This is a genomic window from Paramagnetospirillum magneticum AMB-1 (genome assembly GCF_000009985.1).
Lineage (GTDB): Bacteria > Pseudomonadota > Alphaproteobacteria > Rhodospirillales > Magnetospirillaceae > Phaeospirillum > Phaeospirillum magneticum.
The window spans coordinates 4,241,853-4,268,658 of sequence record NC_007626.1; the positions used below are offsets into that span (position 1 = coordinate 4,241,853).

The 26,806-nt window shown below is 68.6% G+C and carries 20 protein-coding genes; 18 read left to right on the forward strand and 2 right to left on the reverse strand.

Annotation, left to right across the window (positions count from 1 at the left end; genetic code table 11):
• The 16 genes from AMB_RS19450 to ligA all read left to right on the forward strand — a co-directional run bounded on the left by AMB_RS19450 (position 1) and on the right by ligA (position 20,927).
• Positions 1 to 1,437, forward strand: coding sequence for a UDP-N-acetylmuramoyl-L-alanyl-D-glutamate--2,6-diaminopimelate ligase (locus tag AMB_RS19450; RefSeq protein ID WP_011386197.1), 1,437 nt, complete (start codon positions 1 to 3; stop codon positions 1,435 to 1,437).
• A complete protein-coding gene (locus AMB_RS19455) occupies positions 1,434 to 2,846 on the forward strand; it encodes a UDP-N-acetylmuramoylalanyl-D-glutamyl-2,6-diaminopimelate--D-alanyl-D-alanine ligase (RefSeq protein ID WP_011386198.1) in 1,413 nt (470 codons plus the stop codon). Before AMB_RS19450 ends, AMB_RS19455 begins: the two co-directional genes overlap by 4 nt.
• Positions 2,836 to 3,924: a phospho-N-acetylmuramoyl-pentapeptide-transferase gene (gene mraY / locus AMB_RS19460; protein WP_011386199.1), complete on the forward strand. Its 1,089-nt coding sequence runs from the start codon at positions 2,836 to 2,838 to the stop codon at positions 3,922 to 3,924. The genes AMB_RS19455 and mraY overlap by 11 nt, the downstream gene beginning before the upstream one ends.
• 12 nt (positions 3,925 to 3,936) lie before the next feature.
• Entirely contained in the window at positions 3,937 to 5,310 is a 1,374-nt protein-coding gene (murD, locus tag AMB_RS19465) for a UDP-N-acetylmuramoyl-L-alanine--D-glutamate ligase (protein ID WP_011386200.1), read from the forward strand.
• Positions 5,307 to 6,437: a putative lipid II flippase FtsW gene (gene ftsW, locus AMB_RS19470; protein ID WP_011386201.1), complete on the forward strand. Its 1,131-nt coding sequence runs from the start codon at positions 5,307 to 5,309 to the stop codon at positions 6,435 to 6,437. Before murD ends, ftsW begins: the two co-directional genes overlap by 4 nt.
• Positions 6,434 to 7,549, forward strand: coding sequence for an undecaprenyldiphospho-muramoylpentapeptide beta-N-acetylglucosaminyltransferase (murG, locus tag AMB_RS19475; RefSeq protein WP_011386202.1), 1,116 nt, complete (start codon positions 6,434 to 6,436; stop codon positions 7,547 to 7,549). Before ftsW ends, murG begins: the two co-directional genes overlap by 4 nt.
• Before the next feature lie 3 nt (positions 7,550 to 7,552).
• Positions 7,553 to 8,983, forward strand: a complete 1,431-nt coding sequence (gene murC, locus AMB_RS19480; protein WP_011386203.1) for a UDP-N-acetylmuramate--L-alanine ligase — start codon at positions 7,553 to 7,555, stop codon at positions 8,981 to 8,983.
• Complete coding sequence (gene murB / locus AMB_RS19485) at positions 8,980 to 9,906, forward strand: UDP-N-acetylmuramate dehydrogenase (RefSeq protein WP_043745313.1); 927 nt, start codon at positions 8,980 to 8,982, stop codon at positions 9,904 to 9,906. Before murC ends, murB begins: the two co-directional genes overlap by 4 nt.
• Positions 9,907 to 10,048: 142 nt before the next feature.
• The gene (locus AMB_RS19490) at positions 10,049 to 10,966 is read left to right on the forward strand and encodes a D-alanine--D-alanine ligase (protein WP_011386205.1); all 918 of its coding nucleotides are present in this window, start codon (positions 10,049 to 10,051) and stop codon (positions 10,964 to 10,966) included.
• A complete protein-coding gene (locus AMB_RS19495) occupies positions 10,957 to 11,904 on the forward strand; it encodes a cell division protein FtsQ/DivIB (protein ID WP_011386206.1) in 948 nt (315 codons plus the stop codon). Before AMB_RS19490 ends, AMB_RS19495 begins: the two co-directional genes overlap by 10 nt.
• 2 nt (positions 11,905 to 11,906) lie before the next feature.
• The gene (gene ftsA, locus AMB_RS19500; protein ID WP_011386207.1) at positions 11,907 to 13,151 is read left to right on the forward strand and encodes a cell division protein FtsA; all 1,245 of its coding nucleotides are present in this window, start codon (positions 11,907 to 11,909) and stop codon (positions 13,149 to 13,151) included.
• 51 nt (positions 13,152 to 13,202) lie between these two features.
• Positions 13,203 to 14,879 carry a cell division protein FtsZ gene (gene ftsZ / locus AMB_RS19505; protein ID WP_011386208.1) on the forward strand — a complete coding sequence of 559 codons (1,677 nt, stop codon included), beginning with the start codon at positions 13,203 to 13,205 and terminating at the stop codon, positions 14,877 to 14,879.
• A gap of 336 nt (positions 14,880 to 15,215) precedes the next feature.
• Entirely contained in the window at positions 15,216 to 16,139 is a 924-nt protein-coding gene (lpxC, locus tag AMB_RS19510; RefSeq protein ID WP_043747062.1) for a UDP-3-O-acyl-N-acetylglucosamine deacetylase, read from the forward strand.
• Between the two features lie 112 nt (positions 16,140 to 16,251).
• Positions 16,252 to 17,166 (forward strand): outer membrane protein assembly factor BamD, encoded by a 915-nt coding sequence (locus AMB_RS19515; RefSeq protein ID WP_011386210.1) that lies wholly within the window; start codon positions 16,252 to 16,254, stop codon positions 17,164 to 17,166.
• Entirely contained in the window at positions 17,167 to 18,834 is a 1,668-nt protein-coding gene (recN, locus tag AMB_RS19520) for a DNA repair protein RecN (RefSeq protein WP_011386211.1), read from the forward strand.
• Positions 18,831 to 20,927: an NAD-dependent DNA ligase LigA gene (ligA, locus tag AMB_RS19525; protein ID WP_011386212.1), complete on the forward strand. Its 2,097-nt coding sequence runs from the start codon at positions 18,831 to 18,833 to the stop codon at positions 20,925 to 20,927. Before recN ends, ligA begins: the two co-directional genes overlap by 4 nt.
• Here the strand turns inward: ligA and AMB_RS19530 are convergent.
• Both AMB_RS19530 and AMB_RS19535 read right to left on the reverse strand, forming a co-directional pair.
• Positions 20,863 to 22,095 carry an EAL domain-containing protein gene (locus AMB_RS19530; protein WP_043745316.1) on the reverse strand — a complete coding sequence of 411 codons (1,233 nt, stop codon included), beginning with the start codon at positions 22,093 to 22,095 and terminating at the stop codon, positions 20,863 to 20,865. The genes ligA and AMB_RS19530 overlap by 65 nt on opposite strands.
• 33 nt (positions 22,096 to 22,128) lie before the next feature.
• Positions 22,129 to 22,806: a response regulator gene (locus AMB_RS19535; RefSeq protein ID WP_011386214.1), complete on the reverse strand. Its 678-nt coding sequence runs from the start codon at positions 22,804 to 22,806 to the stop codon at positions 22,129 to 22,131.
• Between the two features lie 534 nt (positions 22,807 to 23,340).
• On the opposite strand from AMB_RS19535, the gene AMB_RS19540 reads away from it, so the two are divergent.
• Positions 23,341 to 24,924, forward strand: coding sequence for a hypothetical protein (locus AMB_RS19540; RefSeq protein ID WP_011386215.1), 1,584 nt, complete (start codon positions 23,341 to 23,343; stop codon positions 24,922 to 24,924).
• A gap of 63 nt (positions 24,925 to 24,987) precedes the next feature.
• Positions 24,988 to 26,790 (forward strand): translation elongation factor 4, encoded by a 1,803-nt coding sequence (gene lepA / locus AMB_RS19545; protein WP_011386216.1) that lies wholly within the window; start codon positions 24,988 to 24,990, stop codon positions 26,788 to 26,790.
• The last annotated feature ends 16 nt before the right edge of the window (positions 26,791 to 26,806 follow it).

Consider the following 26,806-nt stretch of genomic DNA (forward strand, 5'->3'; position numbering starts at 1 on the left):
ATGACGGCGACAGCGCCCGCCCGCGATGTGACCATCACCGGCCTGACCGCCGATTCCCGCGCGGTCAGGCCGGGCTATCTTTTTGCCGCCCTGCCCGGAACCAAGGCCGACGGGCGGGCGTTCATCCCCGCCGCGCTCGCCGCCGGCGCCGTGGCCGTGCTGGCCCCCGAGGGCTCGCGCCCCGACCTGCCGCCCGAGGTGGTGCTAGTCACCGATGCCAATCCCCGCCGCCGCTTCGCCCTGATGGCCTCGGCCTTCCACGGCGCCCAGCCCCGGGTGATGACCGCCGTCACCGGCACCAACGGCAAGACCTCCACCGCCGAGTTCTTCCGCCAGATCATGGCCCGCCTGGGCCACGCCGCCGCCGCCATCGGCACCCTGGGCATCACCGCGCCGGGCTGGGACAACCAGGGCGGACTGACCACCCCCGACCCCGCCGGGCTGCACGCCGATCTCGCCCGGCTGGCCGAAATGGGCGTCACCCATGCCTGCATGGAGGCGTCCAGCCACGGCCTGGACCAGCACCGCCTGGACGGCGTCCGGCTGATGGCCGCCGCCTTCACCAACCTGACCCGCGATCATCTCGACTACCACGCCGACATGAACGCCTATGCCGAGGCCAAGCTGCGGCTGTTCGCCGAAGTGCTGCCCGAGGGCGCCACCGCGGTGATCAACGCCGATTCCGATCTGGCGCCCCGCGCCGTCGAGCTGTGCGCCAAACGCGGCATCACCGTGCTGGGCTTCGGCCGGACCGCCCGCGACCTGCGGCTGATCGAAGCCCGGCCCACCGCCGCCGGCCAGGAGTTGGACCTGGAGATCATGGGCCGCGCCGTGACCATCCGCCTGCCGCTGGCCGGACGCTTCCAGGCCGACAACGCCCTGGCCGCCCTGGGGCTGGCCCTGGCCTGCGGCGCCGACCCGGTGGCGGCACTCGAGGCGCTGGGACACCTGGACGGCGTGCCCGGCCGCCTGCAGCAGGTGGCCAGCCGCGCCAACGGCGCCCCGATCTATGTGGATTACGCCCACACCCCCGACGCGCTGGAGACGGTGCTGAAGGCCCTGCGTCCCCATGCCGCCCGCCGTCTGGTGGCGGTGTTCGGCTGCGGCGGCGATCGCGATGCCGGCAAGCGCCCCCTGATGGGCGCCATCGGCTGCCGTCTGGCCGACGCCATGATCGTCACCGACGACAACCCCCGCTCGGAAGACCCGGCCGCCATCCGCGCCGCCGTGCGCGGCGCCTGCCCCGCCGGCATCGAGATCGCCGACCGCCGCGGCGCCATCCGCGCCGCCGTGTCGGGCCTGCAGAAGGGCGACGTCCTGGTCATCGCCGGCAAGGGCCACGAGCAGGGCCAGATCGTCGGCGCCTCCGTGCTGCCCTTCGACGATGCCGCCGAAGCCCGCGACGCCGTCCGTCTCGCCGATGGAGACGCCTCATGATCCGCCCGCTGTGGACCTCGGCCGAAGTGGCCGCCGCCGTGGCCGGCACCCCGTCGGGCGCCGCCTGGGAAGCCCAGGGCGTGTCCATCGACAGCCGCAGCATCGAACCCGGCGACCTGTTCATCGCGCTGGAAGGCCCCAACCACGACGGCCACGACCATGTGGCCTCGGCCCTAGCCAATGGCGCCGCCGCCGCCCTGGTGCACAAGCTGCCCCGGGGCACGGCCGAGGACGCGCCGCTGGTGCTGGTCAAGGACACCATGACGGCGCTGCAGGACCTTGGCATTGCGTCCCGCGCCCGCAGCACCGCCCGCATCGTGGCGGTCACCGGCAGCGTGGGCAAGACCGGCACCAAGGAGATGCTGGCCCTGGCCCTGTCCGACCAGGGCGCCACCCATTACAGCGTTGGCAGCTTCAACAATCACTGGGGCGTACCGCTGTCGCTCGCCCGCATGCCCACCGCCGTGCAATACGCCATCTTCGAGATCGGCATGAACCATCCCGGCGAGATCACCCCGCTGGTCCGCATGGTGCGCCCGCATGTGGCGGTGATCACCACCGTCGAGATGGTGCACATGGAGTTCTTCGCCTCCACCGCCGAGATCGCCGCGGCCAAGGCCGAGATCTTCGACGGGGTCGAGACAGGGGGCACCGCCGTGCTGCCCCGCGACAACGCCCATTTCGCCTACCTGAATGACGCCGCCCGCACGGCCGGACTCAAGGATATCCGCAGCTTCGGCAACCACATCGAAGCCACCGCCCGCCTGCTGGACTGCGCCGTCGACCCCCAGTCCACCGCGGTCTTCGCCCTGGTGGCCGACCAGCCGCTGTCCTACCGCGTCGGCGTGGCCGGGCGGCAATGGGCCATGAACTCCCTGGCCGTGCTGCTGGCGGTCGAGGCCCTGGGCGCCGACGTCAATCTGGCCGCCATGGCCCTGGCCGCCATGGCGGCTCCCAAGGGGCGCGGCCAGCGCCGCCGGATCGAGATCGAAGGCGGCAGTTTCGAGCTGATCGACGAAAGCTACAACGCCTCGCCGGTGTCCATGAAGGCGGCTATCGCCATGCTGGCCTCGGTGCGGCCCGCCAAGGGCGGACGGCGCATCGCCGTGCTGGGCGACATGCTGGAGCTGGGCCCCCAGGGTCCGTCCTTGCATGCCTCGGTGGCCGAGACGGTGGAAAGCTGGAACATCGATCTGGTGTTCACCGCCGGGACGCTGACCGCCCACCTGCACGACGCCCTGGCCGCGCCGCGCCGGGGCGGCCACGCCGCCGATTCCGACGCGGTCGCCGCCCTGGTCAAGGCAGGGGTCCGCCCCGGCGACGTGGTGATGGTCAAGGGTTCGGCGGGCAGCCGGATGGGACGCGTGGTCAATGCTCTGGCCGAAGGGGGCCGCTCGAATGCTGTATAATCTCCTCTACCCCCTGGCCGACCAGGTGCCGCTGTTCAACCTGTTCAAATACCTGACCTTCCGCACGGGCGGCGCGGTGCTGACCGCGCTGATCGTCGCCTTCCTGGTGGGACCGCGCATCATCGCCTGGCTGCGCCAGTGGCAGAAGCAAGGCCAGCCCATCCGCGCCGACGGCCCGGAATCGCACCTTCTGACCAAGAAGGGCACGCCCACCATGGGCGGCTTCATGATCCTGCTGGCCCTGTCGGTCTCCACTCTGCTGTGGGCCGATCTGCGCAACCAGTATGTGTGGATCGTCCTGCTGGTCACCCTGGGCTACGGGTTGATCGGCTTTTGGGACGACTACCTGAAGGTTTCCAAGAAGAACCCCAAGGGCGTGCCGGGCAAGGCCAAGCTGGTGGCCGAGATCGCCATCGCCCTGGCCGCCGCCGCCTGGGTCTGGAGCCTGCAGCGCGAGCCCCTGGCCGGCGCCCTGGCGGTGCCGTTCTTCAAGACCGTGCTGCTCCAGCTGTCGTGGTTCTACCTGCCCTTCGCCGTGTTCATCATCGTCGGCGCCGGCAATGCGGTGAATCTCACCGACGGCCTGGACGGCCTGGCCATCGTGCCGGTAATGATCGCGTCGGGCGTCTTCGCCATCTTCTCCTATCTGGTCGGCCACGCCGTCTTCGCCAATTACCTGCAGATCCACTACGTCTCCGGCTCGGGCGAGCTGGCGGTGTTCTGCGGCGCCCTGGTGGGAGCGGGCCTGGGCTTCCTGTGGTTCAACGCCCCGCCGGCCATGGTGTTCATGGGCGACACCGGCAGCTTGGCTCTCGGGGGGGCCCTGGGCGCGATATCCGTCGTGACGAAACACGAACTGGTGCTGGGCATCGTCGGCGGCCTGTTCGTGCTGGAAACCGTCTCGGTGATCGTCCAGGTGGCCTCGTTCAAGCTGACCGGCAAGCGCGTCTTCCGCATGGCGCCGCTGCACCATCACTTCGAGAAGAAGGGCTGGGCCGAGCCGACCGTGGTCATCCGCTTCTGGATCATCGCCACCATCCTGGCCCTGGCCGGGCTGGCCACCCTGAAGCTGCGCTGAGGTATCCCGGTCATGATCTCCGTTCCCCTCCTCAAAGGTAAGCGCGTTCTGGTGATGGGCCTGGGCAAGTCCGGGACCGCCACCGCCCGCGCCCTGCTGGCGGCGGGAGCGGGCGTGATGGCCTGGGACGACGGCGAGGCTGCGCGCAAGTCCGGCGCCGAAGCCGGCATTCCCATCCGCGACCCCAGCCTCCTGCCGCTGGACAAGGCCGACCTGCTGGTGTGGAGCCCGGGCATCCCCCACACCCACCCCCAGCCCCATCCCCTGGCCGAAAAGGCCCGCGCCGCCAACCTGCCCATGGTCTGCGACGTGGAGCTGCTGGCCCAGGCCTTGCCGGGCGCGCGCATGCTGGCGGTGACCGGCACCAACGGCAAGTCCACCACCACCACCCTGTTGGCCCATGTGCTGGACGAGTGCGGGCTGCCCGTGGCCGCCGGCGGCAATCTGGGCACCGCCGCCCTGGACCTGCCCGAACTGCCGGGCGACGGGCGCTATGTGCTGGAGCTGTCGTCGTATCAGTTGGAGCTGACCCACAGCCTGAAACTGGGCGTCGCCATCCTGCTCAACGTCACCCCCGACCATCTGGGGCGCCACGGCGGCATGGCGGGCTACATCGCCGCCAAGCGCCGGGTGTTCGACTTCCTGACCCCCGGCGGCGCGGCGGTGGTCGGCATCGACGACGGCCCCTGCCGCGCCATCGTGGCCGAGCTGGATCGTCGCGGCATCCGGGTGGTCAAGATCTCCGTGGATTCCGTGCTGGCCGAGGGCGTTTCCGCCCCCGAGGGCGTGCTGCTGGACAACGCAAAGCCGGTCTGCGACCTGAAGACCATCCCCAGCCTGCCCGGCCGCCACAACTGGCAGAACGCCTGCGCCGTCTATGCCGCCGCCCGCGCCGAGGGCCTGTCGCCCAAGCAGATCGCCCAGGCCCTTGCCACCTATCCCGGCCTGGCCCATCGCCAGGAGCTGGTGGGCGAGGATCACGGCATCGCCTGGATCAACGATTCCAAGGCCACCAACGCCGACGCGGTGGAAAAGGCCCTGGTCTGCTACGACCACGTCTACTGGATCCTCGGCGGCCAGGCCAAGGAAGGCGGCATCGCCTCCCTGGAAAAGCATTTCGGCCGCATCCAGCACGCCTTCCTGATCGGCGAGGCCACCGAAGCCTTCGCCGCCACCCTGGACGGCAAGGTGCGCTTCACCCGCTGCGCCACCCTGGACAAGGCGGTGGCCGCCGCCCGCAATCTGGCGGTGTCCGATTCCATTCCCGGCGCGGTGGTGCTGCTGTCGCCGGCCTGCGCCTCGTGGGACCAGTTCACATCGTTCGAGCATCGCGGCGACACCTTCCGCGAGCTGGTCCAGGCCTTCGACCAGGGAGGCGCGGCATGAGCGTCACCTTCGGGCGTACCGATACCTCCGTCCTGGGCCGCTGGTGGTGGACGGTGGACCGCTGGACCATCGCGGCGCTGTTCCTGCTGGTGGCGGTCGGCGCCATCCTGACCATGGCCGCCAGCCCGGCGGTGGCCGAGCGCATCGGGGCGCAAAGCTTCCACTTCGTGCGCCGCCAGTTCATGTTCCTGGCGCCCGCCATCATCATCATGCTGGGCGTGTCGCTGCTGGCGCCGAAGCAGGTGCGCCGCATGGCGGTGATCGGCCTGCTGGGCTCCATCCTGCTGCTGGCCGTGGTGCCGGTGCTGGGCGGCGAGATCAAGGGCGCCAAGCGCTGGCTCAATCTGGCCGGCATCTCCATCCAGCCGTCGGAATTCGTCAAGCCCATGTTCGCCGTGGTCTCGGCCTGGATGTTCGCCTCGGCCCGCCTGGACCCCGCCTTCCCCGGCCGGATCATCGCCACCGCCCTGTTCGGACTGGTGGCCGCCCTGCTGCTGATTCAGCCCGATGTCGGCCAGACCGCCATCCTGACCGCCATCTGGGGCACCCAGTTCTTCCTGGCCGGGCTGCCGCTGATCCTGGTGGTGGGGCTGGGGCTGGCGGCACCCATCGGCATCGTCGGCGCCTATTACGTCTTCCCCCACGTCCAGGCCCGCTTCGACAAGTTCCTCGATCCGTCGGGCAGCGGCGCCTATCAGGTCACCACCGCGCTGAACGCCTTCAAGAACGGCGGCCTGTTCGGCAAGGGCCCCGGCGAAGGCCGCGTCAAGCTGGTGCTGCCCGACGCCCACACCGACTTCATCCTGGCGGTGGGCGGCGAGGAATTCGGCGTGCTGATGTGCCTGTTCGTGGTGATGCTGTTCGCCTTCATCGTGCTGCGCGGCTTTTCGCGCATCCACAAGGACGACAATCTGTTCGTGGTGCTGGCCACCGCCGGCCTGCTGGTCCAGTTCGGCCTTCAGGCCATCGTCAACATGGCCTCGACCCTGCGCATGATGCCGGCCAAGGGCATGACCCTGCCGTTCATCTCCTATGGCGGCTCGTCCATGGTGGCGCTGGCGCTGGGCATGGGCATGGTGCTGGCCCTGACCCGCACCCGCTATGGCAGGGAGGGCATGGAGGCATGAGCACCCAAAAGCCCCTCATCGCTCTCGCCGCCGGCGGCACCGGCGGCCACGTCTTCCCCGCCGAGGCCCTGGCCTCGGTGCTGCTGGATCGCGGCTACCGGCTGGCCCTGATCACCGACAAGCGCGGCGCCGCCTATGGCGGCACGCTGGGCAAGCTGGAAACCTTCCGCATCTCGGCGGGCGGCATCGCCGGGCGCGGCAAGCTGTCGGCCCTGCGCTCCGCCCTGGAACTGGGTCTCGGCCTGATCCAGGCGCGATCCATCCTCGGACGCATCCGTCCGGCGGCGGTGATCGGCTTTGGCGGCTATGCCTCGGTGCCGGGCATGGGGGCGGCTGCCCTGGCCGGCATTCCCACCGCCATCCACGAGCAGAACGCCGTGCTGGGCCGCGCCAACCGCCTGCTGGCCGGGCATGTGCGGCGCATCGCCACCTCCTTCGCCGAAGTCAGCCACGTGGAGCCCAAGCTGGCGCCGAAGCTGGTCCATACCGGCATGCCGGTGCGCGCCGCCATCCTGGCCAGCCGCGACGCCAGCTATGCGGGGATCACCGCCGAGGGTCCCATCGAATTGCTGGTGTTGGGCGGCAGCCAGGGGGCGCGCATCCTGTCCGAAGTGATCCCGGCGGCGCTGGCCCGGCTGCCCGAAGCCCTGCGCACCCGCATCCGCATCGCCCAGCAATGCCGCCCCGAGGACCTGGAGGGCGTGCGCCGGGCCTATGACGGCACCGGCATCGACGCCACCCTGGACAGTTTCTTCGCCGACGTGCCCGAGCGGCTGGCCCGCGCCCATCTGGTCATCGCCCGGGCGGGCGCCTCCACCGTGGCCGAGCTGACCACGCTGGGCCGTCCGGCCATCCTGGTGCCCTATCCCTTCGCCGTCGACGACCATCAGACCGCCAATGCCCACGCCGCCGAGGATTGCGGCGGCGCCTGGCTGATGCAGCAGGATTCCTTCACCGCCGATTCCCTGGCGGCGCGCCTGGACTCCCTGTTCACCCACCCCGAAGCCCTGGTGCGCACCGCCGTCTGCGCCCGCAACGTGGGCCGCCCCGACGCGGCCGAAGCCCTGGCCGACCTGGTGGTCGGGCTGATCCCCAATGAGAGTGGAGCCTGACCCATGCGCACCATGTCGCTGAACATCGGCACCATCCACTTCGTCGGCATCGGCGGCATCGGCATGTCGGGCATCGCCGAGATCCTCCATAACCTGGGCTATTCGGTCCAGGGCACCGACATCGCCGACAATTACAACGTCGAGCGCCTGCGCAAGATGGGCATCCGCGTCCATATCGGCCACGCGGCCGAGGCGCTGGGCGATGCCCGCGTGGTGGTGGTGTCCTCGGCGGTCAAGGCCGACAATCCGGAAGTCCAGGCGGCCCGCGCCAAGCTGGTGCCGGTGGTGCGCCGCGCCGAGATGCTGGCCGAGCTGATGCGCCTCAAATCGGCCATCGCCATCGGCGGCACCCACGGCAAGACCACCACCACCTCGCTGATCGCCGCCCTGCTCGATACCGCGCGGCTGGACCCCACGGTAATCAACGGCGGCATCATCAACGCCTACGGCACCAATGCCCGCCTGGGCGCCAGCGAGTGGATGGTGGTGGAAGCCGACGAATCCGACGGCTCGTTCATCAAGCTGCCCTCCACCGCCGTGGTGGTGACCAATATCGACCCCGAGCACATGGATCATTACGGCACGGTGGAGCGCCTGCACGAGGCCTTCCGCACCTTCGTCGAGAACATTCCGTTCTACGGCTTCGCCGCCATGTGCATCGACCACCCCGAGGTCCAGGCCCTGGTGGCCCGCGTGCCCGACCGCAAGCTGGTGACCTATGGCTTCAACCATCAGGCCCTGGTGCGGGTCGAGAAGCTTTCCATGGACATCACCGGCGCCCGCTACGACGTGGTCATCACCGACCGTGTCACCGGCGCCACCCGGACCATCGCCGACATCCACCTGCCCATGTACGGCGAGCACAACGTGCTGAACTCCCTGGCCGCCATCGCGGTGGCCAACGAGCTGGGCCTGCCCAACGACGTGGTCAAGACGGCGCTGGGCGGCTTCAAGGGCGTCAAGCGCCGCTTCACCCGCACCGGCGAGGCCAAGGGCGTCACCGTCATCGACGATTACGGCCACCATCCGGTGGAGATCGCCGCCGTGCTGAAGGCGGCCCGCTCCGCCTGCCAGGGCAACGTCATCGCCGTGGTCCAGCCCCACCGCTATTCGCGGCTCTCCAGCCTGTTCGCCGAGTTCTGCACCTGCTTCAACGACGCCGACATGGTGATCGTCGCCGACGTCTACGCGGCGGGCGAGAAGCCCATGGAGGGCTTCGACAAGGCCGCCCTGGTCAAGGGCCTGCAGGAGCACGGCCATCGCCGCGTCATGGCCCTGGCCGATTCCAAGGCCCTGGCGCCCCTGGTCAATTCCCTGGCCGGTCCCGGCGACATGGTGGTCTGCCTGGGCGCCGGCAACATCACCAGCTGGGCCCACGCTTTGCCCGCCGATCTGGCGGCCCTGCCCGACCCCTCGCCGGGGGGCGCGGAATGATGACGGCACGCAAGGACTCCGACTGGCGCGACATGCTGCCCCGGGTGCAGGGGCGGATGAGTTTCGACGCCCCCATGGCGCCCTTCACCTGGTTCCGGGTGGGCGGCAATGCCGAGGCGCTGTTCCGTCCCGCCGACCTGGACGACCTGATCGCCGTGCTGGAGGTTCTGCCTCCGCAAGTGCCGGTCACCGTGGTCGGCGTCGGCTCCAACCTGCTGGTCAGGGACGGCGGCGTTCCCGGCATGGTCATCCGTCTCGCCGGTCCCTTCGCCACCATCGACGTGATGGGCGACACCATCACCGCCGGAGCGGGCGCCCTGGACCTCACCGTGGCCCGCACCGCCGAGGAGGCCGGGCTGGCCGGGCTGGAATTCCTGTCGGGCGTGCCGGGCACCATCGGCGGGGCGCTGCGGATGAATGCCGGCGCCTTCGGGGCCGAGATGAAGGACGTCACCGTCTCGGCCCAGGCCCTGGACCGCGCCGGCAATCTGCAGATCCTCGGCCCCGAGGAACTGGGCTTTTCCTATCGCCGCTCGGCGGTGCCCGAGGGCTGGATCTTCCTGTCGGCCTCCCTGAAGGGGCGTCCGGGCAAACCGGCCGATATCGGCGCGCGCATGGCCGAGATCGCCCGGGTCAGGGAAGAGTCCCAGCCGGTCAAGGTGCGCACCGGCGGCTCCACCTTCGCCAACCCGGAAGGCCACAGCGCCTGGAAGCTGATCGACGCGGCGGGTTGCCGCGGGCTGGTCATGGGCGGCGCCCAGGTCAGCGAGAAGCACTGCAACTTCCTTTTGAACACCGGCGACGCCACCGCCGCCGACATCGAGGATTTGGGCGAGGAAGTCCGCCGCCGGGTCCTGGAGACCAGCGGCATCGACCTGCATTGGGAAATCCGCCGTATCGGCATCAGGAGGGATGCGTCATGAGCGCTCGCACCGCCCTCTCTGCCCGTCACCCCGAGCGGATGCGAGGGGTCTCCGTCTGCTCGGTCCATACCAACGTCCCCGCGCCGCGCCAGGATGGGATCCTTCGCTGCGCTCAGGATGACAGCCTTACGGGAGCCTCCTCATGAGCAAGCGCGTCACCGTCCTGATGGGGGGAGCCTCGGCCGAGCGCGACGTGTCCTTGCGCTCGGGCGCCGCCGCCGCCAAGGCGCTGGAGCAGGCGGGCTTCGAGGTCGCCCTGGTGGATTGCGACCGCAACCCGGCCGAGCTGGTGCGCGCCATCACCGAGACCAGGCCCGACGTGGTGTTCAATGCCCTGCACGGCCGCTTCGGCGAGGACGGCTGCGTCCAGGGCGTGCTGAACCTGCTGGGCGTGCCCTATACCCATTCCGGCCTGCTGGCCTCGGCGGCGGCCATGGACAAGGCCTTCGCCCGCGCCCTGTTCGCCAGTGCCGGCATTCCGGTGGCCGAGGGCCGGGTCATCACGCGGACTGACCGTAACGGCCCCGATCCCCTGCCCCGTCCCTTCGTGGTCAAGCCCCTGAACGAGGGCTCGTCCGTCGGCGTGTTCATCGTGCGCGACAACCAGCCGTCGCCGCTGCCCGACTGGCCCTTCGACGCCGACGAGGTGCTGGTGGAAAGCTTCATTCCGGGGCGCGAGCTGACCGCCGCCGTGATGGGCGACCGGGCGCTGGGCGTGCTGGAAATCACCTCGGACCACGGCTTCTACGATTACGAAGCCAAGTATGCTCCCGGCGGGTCGCGGCACCTCATGCCCGCCCCGATCCCCGAGGCCGATTACGCCGAGGCCTGCCGCTTGGCCGTGGCCGCCCACAAGGCCCTGGGCTGCCGCGGCGTTTCCCGCGCCGATCTGCGCTACGACGACACCGTTCCGGGCCAGCCGCCCCGGCTGGTCATGCTGGAGGTCAACACCCAGCCCGGCATGACCGCCACCTCGCTGGTCCCCGAGATGGCCGCCTATCAGGGGATCACCTTCCCCGAGCTGGTGCGGTGGATGGTGGAGGAGGCGCGATGCGACTGAACCCCAGCGACATCGTCATCACCGCCGACGACCGTCCGGGCATTCACCGGGCGCCGCGCCAGATCTCGGCCAAGCGCCAGACGGTGGAGGCCCCGGCCGCCCGCCCCAAGGCCAAGCGCCGCTGGCCCCGCCTGCGCCTGGACATGAGCCCGCTGCAGCGGCTGACCGGATACGGGCTGGCGGCCACAATCCTGCTGATCGGCGGCCTGGCCCTGTGGCATTCGGGCAAGCCGCAGCGTCTGGTGCGCGAGACCGCCACGGCCTTCCTGAACTCCACCGCCGAAGCGGGGTTCCAGGTGGCCGACATCACCGTCTCGGGACGTCGCCGCACGCCCACCGACCAGTTGGTTTCGGCCCTGGGCGCCCAGTACGGCGATCCCATTCTCGGCCTGGACATCGCCGCCGCCCGGGCGCGCATCGAGGCGCTGCCCAGCGTGCGCGCCGCCGCCATCGAGCGCCGCCTGCCCGGCGCCATCCACCTGTCCATCGTCGAGCGCCAGCCGGTGGCCCTGTGGCAGACCGACAGCCGCTTCGTGCTGGTGGACCGCGACGGCCACAACATTCCCGGCGCCATCGAGGGCTTCGAGGACCTGCCCCTGGTGGTCGGCGACGGCGCCCCGGCCCGCACCGACGAGCTGTTCGCCCTGCTGGCCACCGAGCCGGAACTGGCCTCGCGGGTCAAGGCCGCCATCCGGGTGAGCAACCGCCGCTGGAACATCAAGCTGGACGACGTGGAAAAGGGTCTGGAGGCCCGCCTGCCCGAGCTGGACACCCAGGTCGCCTGGCACCGTCTGGCCGAACTGGAAAAGACCCGCGCCCTGTCGGGCAAGCAGATCACCATGATCGACCTTCGGGTTCCCGACCGTCTGGTTCTGAAAAGCGAGCGCGAGCCGGTGGTCAACACCGCCTCGGCGGCTCCCCCGGCGCGGGAGCGCTGATCATGGCGGCGCGCAACGGCCTCATCGCGGCGTTGGACGTGGGCACCACCAAGGTGTGCTGCTTCATCGCCAAGATCCAAGACGACGGCAGCCCCCGCATGGTGGGCATCGGCCATCAGGTGGCGCGCGGCATGCGCAACGGCACCGTGGTCGACATGGAGGAGCTGGAAACCTCCATCCGCGCCGCCGTCGAGGCCGCCGAGGAAATGGCCAACGATCAGGTGCGCGCCGTGGCCATCAACATCTCGGGCGGCCATCCCGGTTCGGCCAACGTCAAGGTCGAGGTGGCCATGAACGGCCACGCCGTCAACGAGGCCGACATCCGCCGCATGCTCGAACACGGCCGCGCCCATCACGAAAGCCCCGACCGCGAGCTGATCCACGCCATTCCCGTGGACTACACCATCGACGGCAACGAGGGGATCAAGGACCCGCGCGGCATGTTCGGCGACCGCCTGGGGGTCGCCATTCACGTCATCGCGGCGGGGATCGGCCCGGTGCGCAACCTGTCGACCGTGGTCAACCGCTGCCATCTGGACATCGAGGCCCGGGTGGTCAGCCCCTATGCCTCCGGCCTCGCCTGCCTGGTGGAGGACGAGAAGGAACTGGGCGTCACCTGCATCGACATGGGCGGCGGCACCACCTCCATCGCGGTGTTCCTGGGCGGCCAGCTGGTCCACACCGACGTCATCGCCGTGGGCGGCGCCCATGTCACCAGCGATATCGCCCGCGGCCTGTCCACCCCGGTGGTCCATGCCGAGCGGCTGAAGACCCTCTACGGCTCGGTGATCCCCTCGGCGTCGGACGATCGCGAGATCTTCAAGGTGCCGCTGGTGGGCGAGGACGAGGACGGCGCCTCCAATCAGGTTCAGCGGAGCATGCTGATCCAGATCATCCAGCCCCGGCTGGAAGAGACCTTCGAACTGGTGCGCTCGCATCTGGAGCAGAGCGGCTTCGACAAGCTGGCCGGGCGCCGCGTGGTGCTGACCGGCGGCGCCAGCCAGATGCAGGGCGCCCGCGATCTGGCCGGTCAGGTTCTGGACAAGCAGGTGCGCCTGGGCAAGCCCATCGGGCTGCACGGCCTGCCCGAGGCCACCGGCGGCCCCGCCTTTTCCACCTGTGCCGGATTGATCCGCTACGCCCTGGTCCACGCCCCCGCTCCGTCGCGGGGCAAGCGGACGGGCGCCGGCGGCGACGGAGCGTCGGGCTGGGGCCGTCTCGGCTCGTGGCTCAAACGGAATTTCTAAGCTTAAACCGGGCCGACAACGAATCGGCCACACAGCGCGGAGGACCTGGATATGCTGACTTTTCTCCCCGGGGCTCACCAAGAGCTCAAGCCTCGAATCACCGTGGTGGGTGTGGGTGGCGCCGGCGGCAATGCCGTCAACAACATGATCCTGTCGCGGCTTGAAGGCGTCGAGTTCATCGTCGCCAACACCGACTCCCAGTCCCTGGGCCAAAGCCGCACCGAGCGCCGCATCCAACTGGGCAATCAGGTCACTCAAGGGTTGGGCGCCGGGTCCCGTCCCGATATCGGCCGCGCCGCCGCCGAGGAAAGCCTGGAAGAGATCCTGGGCCAGATCGGTGGAGCCAACATGGTATTCATCACCGCCGGCATGGGCGGCGGCACCGGTTCGGGCGCCGCGCCGGTCATCGCCAGGGCCGCGCGCGAGCAGGGCATCCTGACCGTCGGCGTGGTGACCAAGCCCTTCCACTTCGAAGGCGCGCACCGCATGCGCACCGCCGAGGGCGCCATCGAGGAACTGCAGCAGTTCGTCGACACCCTGATCATCATCCCCAACCAGAACCTGTTCCGCGTCGCCACCGAGCGCACCACCTTCGCCGACGCCTTCAAGATGGCCGACGACGTGCTGTATTCTGGCGTGCGCGGCGTCACCGACCTGATGATCATGCCCGGCCTGATCAACCTGGACTTCGCCGACATCCGCACCGTGATGAGCGAGATGGGCAAGGCCATGATGGGCACCGGCGAGGCCGAGGGCGACAAGCGCGCCATCGACGCCGCCGAGGCCGCTATCTCCAACCCGCTGCTGGACGACACCTCCATGAAGGGCGCGCGCGGCGTGCTCATCAACATCACCGGCGGCATGGACATGACCCTGTTCGAGGTGGACGAGGCCGCCAACCGCATCCGCGACGAGGTCGACCCCGACGCCAACATCATCTTCGGCTCCACTTTCGACGAGAAGCTGAACGGCAAGATGCGCGTCTCCGTGGTCGCCACCGGCATCGCCTCGGAAGCCGCGGCGCAGCCCAAGCCCACCGTCATCTCGCTGGTGACGCCGGCCGCCCAGCCCGCCGCCCCGGCCCCGGCCCCGGCCGCCCGTCCGGCCGCCGCCGCCGTCCAGGCGCCCATCTTCCGGCCCCAGACCGCGGCCCAGCCCGCCGTGGCCGCCAGCACCATCTCGGCCCCCGCCGCCGCCGTGGCCCACGCCCACCAGCCGGTCCATCGCCCGGCGGTGGCCGCCCAGGTCCAGCCGGAACTGGACATCGGCCGTCCCGAGCCCATGGCCCGGCACGAGCCCATGATGCGGGCCGAACCCATGGTCCGCACCGAGGCCCTGGCCCGCGCCGAAGCCCGGCCCGAGCCGGAACTGCGCCTGGATGCCGAGATGCGCGCCGAGCCCGGAATGGACTCCCGCCACGAGCCGGTCCTGGGTCGCGCCCAGGCGGACATGCGCTCCCAGCACGAGATGAAGGATCTGCACAAGGCGCTGTCCGACATCTCCGAGGCCCCGGCCGCGCCCGTCCTGGCGCCCCAGCCGCCCCAGGAAACCCGCCGCATGGGCGGTCTGCTCGACCGTCTGGTCAACCGCCATCGCGCCCCGGCCCAGCCGGCGCCCCAGCCCCAGCCGGCCCCCCAGCCGCGCATGGAAGCCCGGCGCGAGCCCACCGCCAGCCGGGCGGGCGAGGACCTGGACATTCCGGCCTTCTTGCGCCGCCAGGCCAACTGAGGTCACTGATGCCGAAGGGGGGCTAAGCTCCTCTTCCAACGCGCTGTAAGACTTGGGCCCGACCGGCTTGCCGGCCGGGCCCCATTTTTTGTTTCACCCGTTGCAAATCAATGGATTGGCACTTTGTTTCACGACCTGGGGTCAGTGTAACATTTGGCAATAATGATTGATTTGAGCCCTGGACGCCGGAGGGGTACACCTTTCACCATCAGGTTCAAGGATCGCAAGGCGCCATACGACACCAGCGGCGCGGCGGCCCAGGAGACAGGGGTTTTTAGCGTGAATCAGATCGTCAGCCATCTGCGTCCCGAAGCCAAGTCCTCCACCTCCCATTCCATGCGTCAGCGCACCTTGAAGAGCGCCATCGGCTGCACCGGCGTCGGCCTGCATTCCGGCGCCAAGGTGACCATGGTGCTGCACCCGGCCGAGGCCGGCACCGGCATCCGCTTCCGCCGCGTCGACATCGCCGGCGGCGGCGCCATCGTCCCGGCCCTGTGGTCGTCGGTGGGCGACACCCGCATGAACACCTGCCTGAAGAACGAGGCGGGCGTGGTGGTCGGCACCGTCGAGCACCTGATGAGCGCCCTGGCCGGCATGCAGATCGATAATTGCCTGATCGAGATCAACGGCCCGGAAGTGCCGGTGATGGACGGCTCGGCCGCCCCCTTCCTGTTTCTGATCGAATGCGCCGGCGTGGTCGAGCAGGAGGCTCCCCGTCAGGCCATCAAGATCCTCAAGCGCGTCGCCATCAAGGACGGCGAGCGTACCGCCTCGCTGACCCCGTCCTCGGGGTTCTCGGTGCGCTTCGAGATCGATTTCGGTGCCTCGGCCATCTCGCGCCAGGAATTCTTCGTCAACCTGACGCGCGGCACCTTCAAGGCGGAAGTCTCCCGCGCCCGCACCTTCGGGTTCGAGCAGGAAGTGGCCATGCTGCGCGCCCACGGCCTGGCCCGCGGCGGCTCGCTGGACAACGCCGTGGTGATCGACAGCACCGGCACCAAGGTGCTCAATGATGACGGCCTGCGCTATCAGGACGAATTCGTCCGCCACAAGGTTCTGGACGCGGTGGGCGACCTCTATCTGGCCGGCGCCCCGCTGCTCGGCCATTACCACGGCGTGCGCGCCGGCCACGCGGTCACCAACCAGCTGCTGCGCGCCCTGTTCGCCGACGCCACCGCCTGGGAGCTGACCACCATCGCTCCCGGTTCGGCCGCCGCGCCGTTCGCCGCCCAGCCCCTGGCCATCGCCGCCAACGGCTAATCCGGTTTCGACCCCCAAATGGCCCTCTCCGCTTCGGCGGAGAGGGTTTTTTTACGGCCGGAAGCTGCTATAGTGCGGCGCGTTTTGCGTCCATTCCTCATAAAGAGCCTCCATGCGCCATCGCTCCGCCACCTCCCGTCTTTTGCCGGCCCTCGCCCTGTCGGCGGCCCTGGCCGCCGGATTGGGGGCGTGCAGCGAGAAGAAGCCCGAATATGTCGAGCGCCCGGTGGAGGAGCTCTACAACGAGGCCATGGATCTGGTCGATGCCAACGAATACTACAAGGCCGCCCAGCTGTTCGACGAGGTGGACCGCCAGCACCCCTATTCGGTCTGGGCCACCAAGGCGCAGTTGATGAGCGCCTATGCGCTGTACGAGCGCAACAAGTACGACGACGCCATCGTGGCGCTGGACCGCTTCATCCAGCTCCATCCCGGCAACAAGAGCATCGCCTACGGCTATTACCTCAAGGGCCTGTGCTATTACGAGCAGATCACCGACGTCGCCCGTGACCAGAAGCTCACCGAGCAGGCGCTGAAGATCATGCAGGAAGTGGTGGACCGCTTTCCCTCCACGCCCTACGCCCGCGATGCCCGCCTGAAGATCGACCTTGCCCGCGACCATCTGGCCGGCAAGGAAATGAACATCGGCCGCTATTACCAGCACCTGGAACACCATCTGGCGGCGCTGAACCGCTTCAAGGTGGTGGCCGAGCAGTACCAGACCACCACCCACGTGCCCGAGGCGCTGTATCGCATGGTGGAGATCTACACCGCCCTGGGTCTGGACCAGGAAGCGGCGCGGGCCGCCGCGGTGCTGGGCCACAACTTCCCCGGCAGCGACTGGTACGAGGATGCCTACGCCATGGTGGAGAAGGGCAATCTCAACCCTACCGGCCGGTCCAAGAAGCACTGGACCGATCCCCTGGTCTTCTGGTCCAACGACAAGGACAAGCGTCAGGAGATCCCGAAGGCCGACGACCCCGCCAAGACCAGCGGCGGCTGGTTCAACTGGGCCAAGTTCTGGTAGATGCTGACCGCGCTCGCGATCCGCGACGTCGTCCTGATCGAGCGGCTTGATCTTTCCTTCGACGGCGGCTTGTCGGTGTTCACCGGCGAGACCGGTGCCGGCAAGTCCATTCTGCTGGACTCGCTGGGGCTCGCCCTGGGGGCGCGGGCCGAATCCGGGCTGGTCCGCCTTGGCTCGGCCCAGGCCTCGGTCACCGCCGAATTCGATCCCCCCGCCGCTCACCCCGCCCGCGCCCTGCTGGCCGAGCAGGACGTGGACGCCAAGGACGGGCCGCTGCTGCTGCGCCGGGTCCTGACCGCCGACGGGCGGTCGCGGGCCTATGTCAACGACCAGCCGGTCAGCGTCGGGCTGCTGCGCAAGGTGGGCGACGAACTGGTGGAGATTCACGGCCAGTTCGAAAGCCACGGCCTGCTGGATTCCTCGACCCATCTGGGCGTGCTGGATTCCTTCGCCGCCCAGGCCGAGGCCGGCTCGGCCCTGGCCGCCGCCTGGACCACCTGGCGCGACGCCGCCAAGGCCCGCCAGCAGGCCGAGGCCGATCTGGCCCGGGCCAAGGCGGAAGAGGAGCATCTGCGGCAGGTGCACGAGGATCTGTCCTCCCTGGCCCCCAAGCCGGGCGAGGAAGCCGAGCTGGCCGCCGCCCGCGCCGTGATGATGCATGGCGAAAAGCTGCTCGAAGCCATGAACGCCGCCCAGTCCGCCCTGATTCAAAAGGGCGAGGTGGAAGCCTCCCTGCGCTCCGCCGCCCGGCACCTGGAGCGGGTCGCCGAGAAGGCCGAGGGCAAGCTGGACCCGGTGATCGCCGCCCTGGACCGCGCCGCCCAGGAAGCCGCCGAGGCCACCAACCTGCTGGAGCGCGCCTCGGCCGGCATCGACCTCGACCCCCGCCACCTGGAAAAGGTGGAGGAACGCCTGTTCGCGCTCCGCGCCGCCGCCCGCAAGCATCAAGTGGCCGTGGACGAACTGCCGCTGCTGCTCGACCGTCTGGGCCGTCAGCTAGCCGCCCTGGAAGGCGGCGGCGACGGCTTGGCCCGGCTGGCCCGCGCCGAGCAGGCCGCCCGCACCCAGTACCTGGAGCAGGCCCGCGCCCTGTCCAAGGCCCGCCTGGCCGCCGCCGCCCAGCTGGACAGGGCGGTGGCCGCCGAGCTGCCGCCCCTGAAGCTGGACAAGGCCCGCTTCCAGACCCGCGTCGCGCAGGTAGACGAGGCGCAATGGGGACCGAGCGGCCTGGATCAGGTCAGCTTCGAGGTCGCCACCAATCCCGGCTCCGCCCCCGGCCCGCTGGGCAAGATCGCCTCGGGCGGCGAGCTGTCGCGCTTCATGCTGGCGCTGAAAGTGGTGCTGGCCCGCATCTCGTCGACGCCCTCCATCGTCTTCGACGAAGTGGATTCCGGCATCGGCGGCGCCGTGGCGGCCGCGGTGGGCGACCGCCTGGGCCGTCTGGCCGAATCCCTGCAGATCCTGGTGGTCACCCACTCGCCCCAGGTGGCCGCCCGCGGCGACCATCATTACCGCGTGGCCAAGGCGGTTTCAGGTGATAAAACCACCACCGGCGTCGACCGCCTCTCCCCCGAGGCGCGGCGCGAGGAAGTGGCCCGCATGCTGTCGGGCGAAACCATCACCGACCACGCCAGAGCGGCGGCGGATGCGCTGATGGGCGCCGGATGATTCCCGTCGAGGCCCTCACCCCTTTCGAAGCCCGCATCGAGCATGCCGAGCTGGTGGAGACCATCGCCCGCTGGGACGAGGCCTATCACGCCAAGGATGCGCCCGAGGTACCCGACGACGTCTATGACGGGGCCAAGCGGCGCCTCGCCAGAATCGAGGGGCGCTTTCCCGAACTGGCGGCCAAGAGCCCTATCCGGGACAAGGTGGGCGCCGCGCCGTCCGAGGGGTTCGGCAAGCTGGTGCACGCCGTGCCTATGCTGTCGCTGGACAATGCCTTCGCCCCCGAGGACGTGGCCGAGTTCGACGCCAAGGTGCGGCGCTTCCTGGGGCTGGGCGACGAGGCGCCGCTGGCCTATGTGGCCGAGCCCAAGATCGACGGATTGTCCATCAACCTGCGCTATGAGGGCGGCCGGTTCGTCTCGGCCGCCACCCGGGGCGACGGGGCGGAGGGCGAGGACGTCACCCGCAATCTGGAAACTTTTCCCGCGACGCAATTGCCCCGCACCCTCGGCCCCGACGCGCCGGCGGTGATCGAGATTCGGGGCGAGGTCTACATGACCAAGGCCGACTTCCTGGCGCTGAACCAGCGGCAGGAGGCGGCGGGCGAGAAGCTCTTCGCCAATCCCCGCAACGCCGCCGCCGGCAGCTTGCGCCAGTTGGACCCCAAGGTCACCGCGTCGCGGCCGCTGTCGCTGTTCGCCTATGCCATGGGCGAGGCCTCCGCCCCGCCCGCCGCCAGCCATTGGGAATACCTGGAACGCCTGAAGGCCTGGGGCTTCGTGGTCAATCCGCTGATCCGCCGCTGCGACGGGGTCGCCGGATTGCTGTCCGCCTATGAATCCTTGGGCGAGGCCCGCGCCACGCTCGCCTACGACATCGACGGCATCGTCTACAAGGTGGACGACATCGAGTTGCAGCGCCGCCTGGGCTTCGTGTCGCGCAGCCCCCGCTGGGCCATCGCCCATAAATTCCCCGCCGAGCAGGCCACCACGCTGCTGGAGGCCATCGACATCCAGGTGGGGCGCACCGGGGCGCTGACCCCCGTCGCCCGCCTGACCCCGGTCAATGTGGGCGGCGTGGTGGTCAGCAACGCCACCCTGCACAACGAGGACGAGATCGCCCGCAAGGACGTGCGCATCGGCGACACCGTCATCGTCCAGCGGGCCGGCGACGTCATCCCCCAGATCGTCGGCGTGGTGCCGGGCAAGCCGCGCGGCGCCGTTCCCTTCGTCTATCCCGAGACCTGCCCGGTGTGCGGCGCCCATGCGGTGCGCCCCGAGGGCGAGGTGATCCGCCGCTGTACCGGCGGGCTGACCTGCGAGGCCCAGGCCAAGGAGCGCCTCAAGCATTTCGTGTCGCGCAACGCCTTCGACATCGAGGGCCTGGGCGAGAAGAACATCGAGTTCCTATGGGAGAAGGGCTGGGTGCGCGGCCCGGCCGACATCTTCCGCCTCAAGGCCCGCAACGACGCGGAACTGCTGCAGCGGCTGGAGAATTTCGAGGGCTGGGGCAAGCGCTCCACCGAGAAGCTGTTCGAGTCCATCAAGACCCGCTCGGCCATGGGCCTGGAGCGCTTCATCTTCGCGCTGGGCATCCGCCAGATCGGCGAGGCCACCGCCAAGCGGCTGGCCCGGCATTACGGCAGCTTCGGGGCCTGGCGCGCCGCCATGCTGGCCGGCACCGAGGAGGCCCGCGCCGAGCTGACCAGCATCGAGGATATCGGCCCCTCGGTGGCGGGCGATCTGCTGGACTTCTTCTCAGAAGAGCACAACGTCCAGGCGGTGGATGATCTGGTCGCCGCCATGGCCGCCCTGGACGGCGCCGTCGAGGACGCCAAGGTGATCGAGTCCTCCGCCTCTCCCGTGGCGGGCAAGGCGGTGGTGTTCACCGGCACCCTGGTGACCATGACCCGGCCCGAGGCCAAGGCCCGCGCCGAAGCCCTGGGCGCCAAGGTGGTGGGCTCGGTCTCGAAGAAGACCGATTACGTGGTGGTGGGGGCCGATGCCGGGTCCAAGGCCGCCGAGGCGGTCAAGCTGGGCATAGCGACGCTGTCTGAGCAGGAATGGCTGGCGCTGACCGGCGCGGCGGACTGACGGCGGGGGCCTCGTTGCGTCCCTCGGTGAAGTTGACGCCGGCGCGGAACATCTTGTCCGCCAGATACCCCTGAACGAAGGGAATGCCCATGGCATGGGCGAAGTCCAGCGACCGCTCGCTGTCGCAGCGGGTCAGCACCACCTTGTCCGGGCCGAATTCCTTGATGGCGCGAATGGCCACTTCCAGATCGCGGCGCGGCATGGTGGTGATCTGCTCGGACCACTTGATCTTGGCGAATTCCGCCACGGCGGGCAGGCGGAACACCTGCAGATCGCTGAGCGACAGGCCGTCGACGCACAGAGGGACGTTCAGGTCCGAGGCCCGCCGCGTCAGGGCGTCCAGATCGCCGGAATGCTGCAGGAAGTCGCCACGGTCGATTTCGGCCAGGATCTTGCCCGACAGCCGCGCCGGAACGCCGTCCATGAAGGTCTCGAACTCCTTGGACAGCAGGCTGGTGCCCAGCAGGTTGATGGAAAAGGCCTTGTGGCGGTACTCGCCGATCTCGCGGCCGATGATCCGCATCAGCCGCAGGTCCAGTTCGGCCTTGATCATGTGGAACAATGCCGGATTGCCGGCGATGTCGTGTTCGGGGCAAGCCGCCTTGCGCATCTGGTCCAGCGAGGCGAAGAACTCCAGGTACTCGATCCCCGGCTTCTTGCCCGCCCAGCGATAGACCGGCTGATTGAAGACCATGGCCCGGATATCGCTGTCGCGGATGATACGGACGATGGAATCGAATTCCTTCATTCCGATGGCCGGGCGGGCGGCGGTGGGAGCGACCGCCACCAGCGCCTTGACCGAGGTGATCAGCTTGGCCAGGTCGCGGCCGGCGTCGAACACCTTGAAATACTTGTTCTCGCCATAGGAATTGGCCCGGGGCGGCTTGTCGCCGAAGAACAGGGCCTCGAGGCGCGAGCACACGGTCTGGATCACCGCCGCCGAAACCTGCGAGCAGATGAACACCATGTCCCCCGACGACAGCAGGAAACAGCCGGAATCCACGGAATTGAACAGATTGCGGGACACCAGATCGCGGCCCTTGGCCAGCTTCTCGCCGTGCTTGGGATCGCCCTTGGCCCAGGAGGTGAAGACATGGATCACCCGCTTGCCATAGGGCGAGCGGCGTATCTGGGCGATAGCCTTCAGCAGATCCTGGTCGTCACTCATGTCGCATCCCACCCCTGTCGCCGTGTTGCGGGGTCAGACCACCAGCCCCTCCCGCAGGGCGATGGCCGCCAAGGCCACCGGTGTCCTCACCCCCAATTTGTTCATGATGTTCTCGCGGTGCCGGTCCACCGTCTTGACACTGATTCCCAGGATTCCCGCCACCTTCTGGTTGGTGTAGCCCTCCGCCAGCAGTTTCAGCACCTGACGCTCGCGCCCCGACAGCGGCGCCACGGCGCTGCCAGCCGCCAGGCCTCCCTCTTCGCCGCCATCCACCACCAGCCCGGCCGATGGCGAGATATAGCGCCGCCCGGCCATGGCCTCGCCGATGGCGGTTTCCAGGTCCTGCCAGCCGCCCGTCTTCAAGGTGTAGGCGTCCACACCCAGGGCAAAGGCCCGCTTCATGGTCGTTCCGTCCTGGGTCCCGGTCAGAACCACGATCCGGCTGGCGGGATTGCGCCGCTTGACCAGGGGAATGATGTCCATCCCGTCAAGCCCCGGCATGGAAAGGTCCAGAATGATCAAATCGGGCTTGGCGTCGTCGATCAGATGCAGCGCGGCCACGCCGTCATCCGCCTCGCCGACCACGTCGATCCACGCCATGCCTTCCAAGGCGCGGCGGATCGCCGTCCGCACAATCCCGTGATCATCCACAAGTACCGTCCGAACCGCCCCCCGATCACCACTCATCACCGCCACCACACTCGTGATCACCCAGTCCCTTGGAGAGGATATCACGGCCGCTCAAGGCTTTTTTCGAGATCTCGGCATGACATACTGTATATATATCGAACACAAAAGGTATGCCGTAAGCATTGCCGCCGCCGGTATCGACGGCCTTCACTATGGCGAACCAACATGGTGATTCATTAGATCAGACTCGGCCAAGCACGCAATTGGGAGATTCCCCCATTCTTCAGTGAAGAGATCTTGATATTCATTCACACTCCAGTCTCCATGATACGTGTTACTACGGTGTATCAAAAAAAATATGCTGCGGAATCAATGCCGGCGCCCATGACACCTGCCATTCCACGCCACATACAATGAGGGACGGACAGACCCCTTGTGCGACGCAACAACACGATAAATAAATCCATTTATATTCTGTTCTTAACCTGACCAACGACACATCAAGACCCAGTCTTGCGACACTTCGGCGCAGAACCACCGGAAGGCACCATGTCCAAGCACCCGAAACCGCCAGAGCAGTTGCCGTTGTCGCCGCTCTCCCGTATACGGTGAGACATGGCGGACGATCCCAACGACAGAAGGGCGGAATTGCAGCGCCGGGCGCGTGACCTCGCGGCCATGCGAGGCGCCGTGGCGAAGCCCGCCCAACCCGAGCCGGAAGCGGAGGCGCACCCTCCCCTGGCCGAGGTGGAGGCCACCGCCACCGCGGCGGCGGTCGGCGCCGAGGCCCGGTCGTCGGGCCTGCTGGACCTGCTGGTCAGCCTGTTCAAGCCCAAGCCCACCCAGCCGCAACGTCCGGTGCCCGTCGCCATTCCCGCCGAGGGGCCGTCCTTCACCATCCTGGTGGCGGCGCTGTCGGGCGATGCCGACGGTCAGGCGGCCACCGCCCTCAATCAGGCGCTGAGCGCCCGCCCGGCCTTCAAGGTCAAGGCCATCCCGCGCCTCTACCAGCTGGAGCGCCTGGACGACCCGGCCCAGGTGGCGGGCGTCTCGCTCAACACCCGGCACGCAGTGGCCGAGGAGGACGCCGACCTGCTGGTCTGGGGCGAGTTCGGCAAGGACGGCTATCGCCTGCGTCTGGCCACCGCCAGCAATGACGACGAGCGTGCCGCCTCGTTCGGCACCACCACCCGCATCGAATTGCCGGCCGAGTTGGGCGAAGGGCCGTCCAACCTGCTCTACGCCGCCTGCCTCGCCGCCGTGGAGGTGCCCACCGAGGCCCACCGCAACTCCATCCGCCGCCTGATGCCCGCCGCCGCCGCGCAGGTGGAGAGCCTGGCCGCCAAGCCGCCGGTGCAGATGTCCATGGGACAGCAGCGCTCGTGCCAGCTGGTGTTCGGCCACGTGGCCACCATCAACGCCATGGTGGTGCCGCCCGAGGAAACCAACCTGTGGTTCGACAAGGCCATCAACGCCTATCGTCAGGCCCAGCGGCGCCTCGCCCGCACCGACCCCACCTGGGAGACCGGGCTGATCCACAAGCATATCGGCGCCGTGCTCTCGGCCAAGGCCGAGCGCTCCAAGGACCCGGCGCCGCTGCTGGAGGAAGCCATCAAGGAATGGCGTCAGGCGGTGGAATGCCTGCCGCGCGCCCTGATGCCGCAGGAATGGGCCTCGGCCCAGGTGCGGCTCGGCGTGGCGCTGTATCGCCTCGACCTCAAGACCGGCCAGACGGAATTGCTGCGCGAATCCGTGCAGGCGCTGCAGGCCACCCTTCAGGTCTATTCCCGCACCGAGACGCCCCAGCGCTGGGCCGAGGTGATGCACAACATCGCCCAGGTGCTGGAAGTCTATGGCGACCAGCTGAAAAGCACCGAGGTGCTGAAGCGCTCCATCGACGCCTGCCACTCGGTGCTGGAGATCAGAACCCGTGAGCGCGGCCCCCTGTCCTGGGCCGCCACCCAGAACACCCTGGGCTCGGCCCTGTTCCTGCTGGATCGCCACTCCACCGGCGCCGGCCACCTGGCCGAGGCGGAAGCCGCCCTGGCCGCCGCGCTGGAGGTGTTCCAGACCCACGGCGCCAAAGGCCCGGCCAAGGTGGCGGCCAAGAATCTCGGCCATGTGCGCAAGCTGGCCGAAAGCCGCAAGACCCGGCAGGTGATCGAGCCCCATTGGCTCGACGATCCCGACAGCAAGTAGCTTCCCAAAACAGCTGTCGCACACTATGGTCCGGCAGCCCCGACGCAAGATGATCGCCTTTCCATGACCAAGCTCAGCCATATCCGCAATTTCTCCATCGTCGCCCATATCGACCACGGCAAGTCGACCCTTGCCGATCGCCTGATCCAGGCTTGCGGCGCCATCGAGGCGCGCGAGATGAAGGAGCAGATGCTCGATTCCATGGATATCGAGCGCGAGCGCGGCATCACCATCAAGGCCCAGACCGTGCGGCTGGACTACAAGGCCAAGGACGGCAAGACCTATCAGCTGAACCTGATGGACACCCCCGGCCACGTGGACTTCGCCTACGAGGTCTCGCGCTCGCTGGCCGCCTGCGAGGGGTCGCTGCTGGTGGTCGACGCCAGCCAGGGCGTCGAGGCCCAGACCCTGGCCAATGTCTATCACGCCCTGGATGCCGGCCATGAAGTGGTGCCGGTGCTCAACAAGATCGACCTGCCCGCCGCCGAGCCCGAGCGCGTCAAGCAGCAGATCGAGGACGTCATCGGCCTGGACACCTCGGACGCCGTGATGATCTCGGCCAAGACCGGCATCGGCATCGGCGACGTGCTGGAAGCCCTGGTCAACCGCCTGCCCTGCCCCGAAGGCGATGCCGACGCGCCGCTGCAGGCCCTGCTGGTGGATTCCTGGTACGACCCCTATCTCGGCGTCATCATCCTGGTGCGCATCAAGAACGGCGTGCTGAAGAAGGGCCAGAAGATCCGCATGATGGCGACCCAGGCCGCCTATCAGGTGGATTCCTGCGGCTACTTCACGCCCAAGCTGGTGCAGACCACCGAGCTGCGCCCCGGCGAGATGGGCTTCTTCACCGCCGCCATCAAGGCCGTCGCCGACACCAAGGTGGGCGACACCGTCACCGACGACAAGAAGCCCGCCGACACCCCGCTGCCCGGCTTCAAGCCCAGCGTGCCGGTGGTGTGGTGCGGCCTGTTCCCCATCGACGCCGCCGATTACGAGGATCTGCGCGACTCGCTCGCCAAGCTGCGCCTCAACGACGCCAGCTTCCAGTACGAGCCCGAGACCTCGGCCGCCCTGGGCTTCGGCTTCCGCTGCGGCTTCCTCGGCCTTCTGCATCTGGAGATCATCCAGGAGCGCCTGGAGCGCGAGTTCAACCTGGACCTCATCACCACCGCGCCGTCGGTGGTCTATCGCGTCCACAAGACCAACGGCGAGATGGAGGAACTCCACAATCCCGCCGACATGCCCGATCCGGCCCGCATCGACCACATGGAAGAGCCGTGGATCAAGGCCACCATCATGGTGCCCGACGAATATCTTGGCCCCGTCCTGACCCTGTGCACCGAGCGGCGCGGCCAGCAGATCGACCTCACCTATGCCGGCTCGCGGGCCATGGCGGTGTACAAGCTGCCGCTCAACGAGGTGGTGTTCGACTTCTACGACCGCCTGAAGTCCATCAGCCGGGGCTATGCCAGCTTCGACTACGAGGTGGATTCCTACGCCCAGTCCGATCTGGTCAAGGTCTCCATCCTGGTCAATGCCGAGCCGGTGGATGCCCTGTCCTTCGTGGTGCACCGCGCCAACGCCGAAAGCCGCGGCCGCGGCATCTGCACGCGGCTCAAGGAACTGATCCCGCGCCAGATGTTCCAGATCGCCATCCAGGCCGCCATCGGCGGGCGCATCGTGGCGCGCGAAAGCATCAGCGCGCTGCGCAAGGACGTGACCGCCAAATGCTATGGCGGCGACGCCACGCGCAAACGGAAGCTTCTGGAGAAGCAGAAGGAAGGCAAGAAGCGCATGCGCCAGTTCGGCAAGGTGGAAATTCCCCAAAGCGCCTTCCTGGCCGCCCTCAAGATGGGTGATTCGTAACCCTCCACCGATAGGG

Excerpts from the sequence above, each read along its gene's own strand:
- AMB_RS19450 (WP_011386197.1), top strand. The coding sequence starts at position 1 with ATGACGGCGACAGCGCCCGCCCGCGATGTGACCATCACCGGCCTGACC.
- AMB_RS19455 (WP_011386198.1), top strand. The coding sequence starts at position 1,434 with ATGATCCGCCCGCTGTGGACCTCGGCCGAAGTGGCCGCCGCCGTGGCC.
- mraY (WP_011386199.1), top strand. The coding sequence starts at position 2,836 with ATGCTGTATAATCTCCTCTACCCCCTGGCCGACCAGGTGCCGCTGTTC.
- murD (WP_011386200.1), top strand. The coding sequence starts at position 3,937 with ATGATCTCCGTTCCCCTCCTCAAAGGTAAGCGCGTTCTGGTGATGGGC.
- ftsW (WP_011386201.1), top strand. The coding sequence starts at position 5,307 with ATGAGCGTCACCTTCGGGCGTACCGATACCTCCGTCCTGGGCCGCTGG.
- murG (WP_011386202.1), top strand. The coding sequence starts at position 6,434 with ATGAGCACCCAAAAGCCCCTCATCGCTCTCGCCGCCGGCGGCACCGGC.
- murC (WP_011386203.1), top strand. The coding sequence starts at position 7,553 with ATGCGCACCATGTCGCTGAACATCGGCACCATCCACTTCGTCGGCATC.
- murB (WP_043745313.1), top strand. The coding sequence starts at position 8,980 with ATGATGACGGCACGCAAGGACTCCGACTGGCGCGACATGCTGCCCCGG.
- AMB_RS19490 (WP_011386205.1), top strand. The coding sequence starts at position 10,049 with ATGAGCAAGCGCGTCACCGTCCTGATGGGGGGAGCCTCGGCCGAGCGC.
- AMB_RS19495 (WP_011386206.1), top strand. The coding sequence starts at position 10,957 with ATGCGACTGAACCCCAGCGACATCGTCATCACCGCCGACGACCGTCCG.
- ftsA (WP_011386207.1), top strand. The coding sequence starts at position 11,907 with ATGGCGGCGCGCAACGGCCTCATCGCGGCGTTGGACGTGGGCACCACC.
- ftsZ (WP_011386208.1), top strand. The coding sequence starts at position 13,203 with ATGCTGACTTTTCTCCCCGGGGCTCACCAAGAGCTCAAGCCTCGAATC.
- lpxC (WP_043747062.1), top strand. The coding sequence starts at position 15,216 with ATGCGTCAGCGCACCTTGAAGAGCGCCATCGGCTGCACCGGCGTCGGC.
- AMB_RS19515 (WP_011386210.1), top strand. The coding sequence starts at position 16,252 with ATGCGCCATCGCTCCGCCACCTCCCGTCTTTTGCCGGCCCTCGCCCTG.
- recN (WP_011386211.1), top strand. The coding sequence starts at position 17,167 with ATGCTGACCGCGCTCGCGATCCGCGACGTCGTCCTGATCGAGCGGCTT.
- ligA (WP_011386212.1), top strand. The coding sequence starts at position 18,831 with ATGATTCCCGTCGAGGCCCTCACCCCTTTCGAAGCCCGCATCGAGCAT.
- AMB_RS19530 (WP_043745316.1), bottom strand. The coding sequence starts at position 22,095 with ATGAGTGACGACCAGGATCTGCTGAAGGCTATCGCCCAGATACGCCGC.
- AMB_RS19540 (WP_011386215.1), top strand. The coding sequence starts at position 23,341 with ATGGCGGACGATCCCAACGACAGAAGGGCGGAATTGCAGCGCCGGGCG.
- lepA (WP_011386216.1), top strand. The coding sequence starts at position 24,988 with ATGACCAAGCTCAGCCATATCCGCAATTTCTCCATCGTCGCCCATATC.